Genomic DNA, 4430 nt, shown 5'->3' with positions numbered 1-4430 from the left:
GGGTTCGAATCCCTCTTCCTCCGCCATATTTTTTAAAAACTTATATCATCGCGGGGTGGAGCAGTTCGGTAGCTCGTCGGGCTCATAACCCGAAGGTCGCAGGTTCAAATCCTGCCCCCGCAACCAAATTATTTTATACAAACAAAATGGTCCGGTAGTTCAGTTGGTTAGAATGCCTGCCTGTCACGCAGGAGGTCGCGGGTTCGAGTCCCGTCCGGACCGCCATTTTTCAAAAGAATACTTGGCTCGGTAGCTCAGTTGGTAGAGCAACGGACTGAAAATCCGTGTGTCGGCGGTTCGATTCCGTCCCGAGCCACCACTATTTGCCGGTGTAGCTCAATTGGTAGAGCAACTGACTTGTAATCAGTAGGTTGGGGGTTCAAGTCCTCTTGCCGGCACCAGTTTCATATGGTAAGATAGACAAGTCGCTTTTAAAGCGAGCCATTAGCTCAGTTGGTAGAGCATCTGACTTTTAATCAGAGGGTCGAAGGTTCGAGTCCTTCATGGCTCACCATGTTTCATGCGGGTGTGGCGGAATTGGCAGACGCGCTAGACTTAGGATCTAGTGTCTTTATGACGTGGGGGTTCAAGTCCCTTCACCCGCATTGCCAAATAAAATAAAGAAATCCTGTAATGCGGAAGTAGTTCAGTGGTAGAACACCACCTTGCCAAGGTGGGGGTCGCGGGTTCGAATCCCGTCTTCCGCTTATACCATCCACGCCGGGGTGGTGGAATTGGCAGACACACAGGACTTAAAATCCTGCGGTAGGTGACTACCGTGCCGGTTCAAGTCCGGCCCTCGGCATTATAAAATAAGCGCCCGTAGCTCAATTGGATAGAGCGTTTGACTACGGATCAAAAGGTTAGGGGTTCGACTCCTCTCGGGCGCGCCATTAAGATCGGGAAGTAGCTCAGCTTGGTAGAGCACTTGGTTTGGGACCAAGGGGTCGCAGGTTCAAATCCTGTCTTCCCGACCATCTTTTATGGGGCCTTAGCTCAGCTGGGAGAGCGCCTGCCTTGCACGCAGGAGGTCAGCGGTTCGATCCCGCTAGGCTCCACCAACGTGTTCTTTGAAAACTAGATAACAATAAGTAATACATTCACATTGAATGCAATGCAAAGTTCATCACACATAGTGATTCTTTCTAAAGTAAGAAATGGTTAAGTTAGAAAGGGCGCACGGTGGATGCCTTGGCACTAGGAGCCGATGAAGGACGGGACGAACACCGATATGCTTCGGGGAGCTGTAAGCAAGCTTTGATCCGGAGATTTCCGAATGGGGAAACCCACTGCTCGTAATGGAGTAGTATCCATACTTGAATACATAGAGTATGAGAAGGCATACCCGGGGAACTGAAACATCTAAGTACCCGGAGGAAGAGAAAGCAAATGCGATTCCCTGAGTAGCGGCGAGCGAAACGGGAACAGCCCAAACCAAGAGGCTTGCCTCTTGGGGTTGTAGGACACTCTATACGGAGTTACAAAGGAACGATATAAGCGAAGAGGTCTGGAAAGGCCCGCCAAAGAAGGTAACAGCCCTGTAACTGAAATGTTGTTCTCTCCAGAGTGGATCCTGAGTACGGCGGAACACGTGAAATTCCGTCGGAATCCGGGAGGACCATCTCCCAAGGCTAAATACTCCCTAGTGACCGATAGTGAACCAGTACCGTGAGGGAAAGGTGAAAAGCACCCCGGAAGGGGAGTGAAATAGATCCTGAAACCGTGTGCCTACAAGTAGTCAGAGCCCGTTAAAGGGTGATGGCGTGCCTTTTGTAGAATGAACCGGCGAGTTACGATCCCGTGCAAGGTTAAGCAGAAGATGCGGAGCCGCAGCGAAAGCGAGTCTGAATAGGGCGCATGAGTACGTGGTCGTAGACCCGAAACCAGGTGATCTACCCATGTCCAGGGTGAAGTTCAGGTAACACTGAATGGAGGCCCGAACCCACGCACGTTGAAAAGTGCGGGGATGAGGTGTGGGTAGGGGTGAAATGCCAATCGAACCTGGAGATAGCTGGTTCTCTCCGAAATAGCTTTAGGGCTAGCCTCAAGGTAAGAGTCTCGGAGGTAGAGCACTGATTGGACTAGGGGCCCCTACCGGGTTACCGAATTCAGTCAAACTCCGAATGCCGATGACTTATCCTTGGGAGTCAGACTGCGAGTGATAAGATCCGTAGTCGAAAGGGAAACAGCCCAGACCGCCAGCTAAGGTCCCAAAGTATACGTTAAGTGGAAAAGGATGTGGAGTTGCTTAGACAACCAGGATGTTGGCTTAGAAGCAGCCACCATTTAAAGAGTGCGTAATAGCTCACTGGTCGAGTGACTCTGCGCCGAAAATGTACCGGGGCTAAACGTATCACCGAAGCTGCGGACTGTTCTAACGAACAGTGGTAGGAGAGCGTTCTAAGTGCTGTGAAGTCAGACCGGAAGGACTGGTGGAGCGCTTAGAAGTGAGAATGCCGGTATGAGTAGCGAAAGACGGGTGAGAATCCCGTCCACCGAATGCCTAAGGTTTCCTGAGGAAGGCTCGTCCGCTCAGGGTTAGTCGGGACCTAAGCCGAGGCCGAAAGGCGTAGGCGATGGACAACAGGTTGATATTCCTGTACCACCTCCTCACCATTTGAGCAATGGGGGGACGCAGGAGGATAGGGTAAGCGCGGTATTGGATATCCGCGTCCAAGCAGTTAGGCTGGGAAATAGGCAAATCCGTTTCCCGTGAAGGCTGAGCTGTGATGGCGAGCGAAATTTAGTAGCGAAGTTCCTGATTCCACACTGCCAAGAAAAGCCTCTAGCGAGGTGAGAGGTGCCCGTACCGCAAACCGACACAGGTAGGCGAGGAGAGAATCCTAAGGTGATCGAGAGAACTCTCGTTAAGGAACTCGGCAAAATGACCCCGTAACTTCGGGAGAAGGGGTGCTTCTTAGGGTGTTAAAGCCCCGAGAAGCCGCAGTGAATAGGCCCAGGCGACTGTTTAGCAAAAACACAGGTCTCTGCGAAGCCGTAAGGCGAAGTATAGGGGCTGACGCCTGCCCGGTGCTGGAAGGTTAAGAGGAGCGCTTAGCGTAAGCGAAGGTGCGAATTGAAGCCCCAGTAAACGGCGGCCGTAACTATAACGGTCCTAAGGTAGCGAAATTCCTTGTCGGGTAAGTTCCGACCCGCACGAAAGGCGCAACGATCTGGGCACTGTCTCAACGAGAGACTCGGTGAAATTATAGTACCTGTGAAGATGCAGGTTACCCGCGACAGGACGGAAAGACCCCGTGGAGCTTTACTGCAGCCTGATATTGAATGTTGGTACAGCTTGTACAGGATAGGTAGGAGCCTTGGAAACCGGAGCGCTAGCTTCGGTGGAGGCATCGGTGGGATACTACCCTGGCTGTATTGACCTTCTAACCCGCTGCCCTTATCGGGCAGGGAGACAGTGTCAGGTGGGCAGTTTGACTGGGGCGGTCGCCTCCTAAAATGTAACGGAGGCGCCCAAAGGTTCCCTCAGAATGGTTGGAAATCATTCGCAGAGTGTAAAGGCACAAGGGAGCTTGACTGCGAGACCTACAAGTCGAGCAGGGACGAAAGTCGGGCTTAGTGATCCGGTGGTTCCGCATGGAAGGGCCATCGCTCAACGGATAAAAGCTACCCCGGGGATAACAGGCTTATCTCCCCCAAGAGTCCACATCGACGGGGAGGTTTGGCACCTCGATGTCGGCTCATCGCATCCTGGGGCTGTAGTCGGTCCCAAGGGTTGGGCTGTTCGCCCATTAAAGCGGTACGCGAGCTGGGTTCAGAACGTCGTGAGACAGTTCGGTCCCTATCCGTCGCGGGCGCAGGAAATTTGAGAGGAGCTGTCCTTAGTACGAGAGGACCGGGATGGACGCACCGCTGGTGTACCAGTTGTTCTGCCAAGGGCATCGCTGGGTAGCTATGTGCGGACGGGATAAGTGCTGAAAGCATCTAAGCATGAAGCCCCCCTCAAGATGAGATTTCCCATTCCGCAAGGAAGTAAGATCCCTGAAAGATGATCAGGTTGATAGGTCTGAGGTGGAAGCGTGGTGACACGTGGAGCTGACAGATACTAATAGATCGAGGACTTAACCTATATTCTATTGTGAAGTTTGAACATTGTTATCTAGTTTTGAGAGAACATTCTCTCCATCAGGTTTGGTGGCGATAGCGAAGAGGTCACACCCGTTCCCATACCGAACACGGAAGTTAAGCTCTTCAGCGCCGATGGTAGTTGGGGGTCTCCCCCTGTGAGAGTAGGACGCCGCCAAGCTTGTATTATAAGGATCAGTTCCATTCGGAACTGGTCTTTTTTGTTTTTTAAGAAAAGGAACAAACACCCGATCTGACATGGATACATATACTAAACTACCATCTAAAACATTCTTAATTTTGTATACAATTGAAAGCGCTAGGGCATACTGAAGCTATAAGTG

The 4430-nt window shown here is 51.7% G+C and carries 11 tRNA genes and 2 rRNA genes; all 13 read left to right on the top strand.

The window, feature by feature from the left end:
• Positions 1-49: 49 nt before the first annotated feature.
• The 13 genes from AC2A4J_RS20235 to rrf all read left to right on the top strand — a co-directional run bounded on the left by AC2A4J_RS20235 (position 50) and on the right by rrf (position 4267).
• Positions 50-126, top strand: a tRNA-Met gene (locus AC2A4J_RS20235).
• 22 nt (positions 127-148) lie between these two features.
• Positions 149-225: transfer RNA gene (locus tag AC2A4J_RS20230), tRNA-Asp, on the top strand.
• A gap of 18 nt (positions 226-243) precedes the next feature.
• Positions 244-319: transfer RNA gene (locus AC2A4J_RS20225), tRNA-Phe, on the top strand.
• A gap of 6 nt (positions 320-325) precedes the next feature.
• Positions 326-401: transfer RNA gene (locus tag AC2A4J_RS20220), tRNA-Thr, on the top strand.
• Positions 402-438: 37 nt separating this feature from the next.
• Positions 439-514 (top strand) — tRNA-Lys (locus AC2A4J_RS20215).
• Positions 515-522: 8 nt separating this feature from the next.
• Positions 523-605: transfer RNA gene (locus AC2A4J_RS20210), tRNA-Leu, on the top strand.
• Positions 606-635: 30 nt separating this feature from the next.
• Positions 636-707, top strand: a tRNA-Gly gene (locus tag AC2A4J_RS20205).
• A 12-nt stretch (positions 708-719) separates the two neighbouring features.
• Positions 720-805 (top strand) — tRNA-Leu (locus AC2A4J_RS20200).
• A gap of 11 nt (positions 806-816) precedes the next feature.
• Positions 817-893, top strand: a tRNA-Arg gene (locus AC2A4J_RS20195).
• Between the two features lie 7 nt (positions 894-900).
• Positions 901-977 (top strand) — tRNA-Pro (locus AC2A4J_RS20190).
• A gap of 8 nt (positions 978-985) precedes the next feature.
• Positions 986-1061 (top strand) — tRNA-Ala (locus tag AC2A4J_RS20185).
• Between the two features lie 98 nt (positions 1062-1159).
• Positions 1160-4090: ribosomal RNA gene (locus AC2A4J_RS20180) — 23S ribosomal RNA — on the top strand.
• Between the two features lie 61 nt (positions 4091-4151).
• Positions 4152-4267, top strand: a 5S ribosomal RNA gene (gene rrf / locus AC2A4J_RS20175).
• Positions 4268-4430: the final 163 nt, after the last annotated feature.

It is taken from the genome of Marinomonas sp. ATLA20 (assembly GCF_057180105.1).
The sequence above is the reverse complement of the archived record's forward strand: the minus strand, read 5'-3'. Positions and strand labels throughout refer to the sequence as shown.